Genomic DNA, 374 nt, shown 5'->3' with positions numbered 1-374 from the left:
GAATGCTGTTAGGACCAGTGAACTTACCAAAACCGTTAACAACTGTAACGTTACGCATCTTAGCCATACCGCCAAGACCGCCAGTCAGTTGATCAACTACTTTTTCTTTCCAGATACGGATCTTGCTGATGTCCGTCTGTGGCTCGCCGAATACAACGCCGTGCTCTGCCATCGCTTTTGCTTCTTCAATTACTTTAGATACGTGAAGAAGTGCTTTTGATGGAATACAACCAACGTTTAGACATACACCACCAAGAGTGCTGTAACGTTCAACTAGTACTGTTTCTAGACCTAAATCCGCACAACGGAATGCCGCTGAGTAACCAGCAGGACCTGAACCAAGTACAACAACTTGGGCTTTAATTTCTTTGCTC

The 374-nt window shown here is 44.9% G+C and carries 1 protein-coding gene; it reads right to left on the bottom strand.

The window, feature by feature from the left end; genetic code table 11:
* Positions 1-374: FAD-dependent oxidoreductase (locus AB4496_RS20215; RefSeq protein ID WP_372131751.1), on the bottom strand; the 374-nt coding region annotated here is incomplete at both ends.

This window comes from Vibrio sp. 10N.222.46.A1, assembly GCF_041473595.1.
GTDB classification, from domain to species: domain Bacteria; phylum Pseudomonadota; class Gammaproteobacteria; order Enterobacterales; family Vibrionaceae; genus Vibrio; species Vibrio tasmaniensis_A.
Note: the sequence above shows the minus strand (reverse complement) of the source record. Positions and strands in the feature narration are given on the sequence as shown.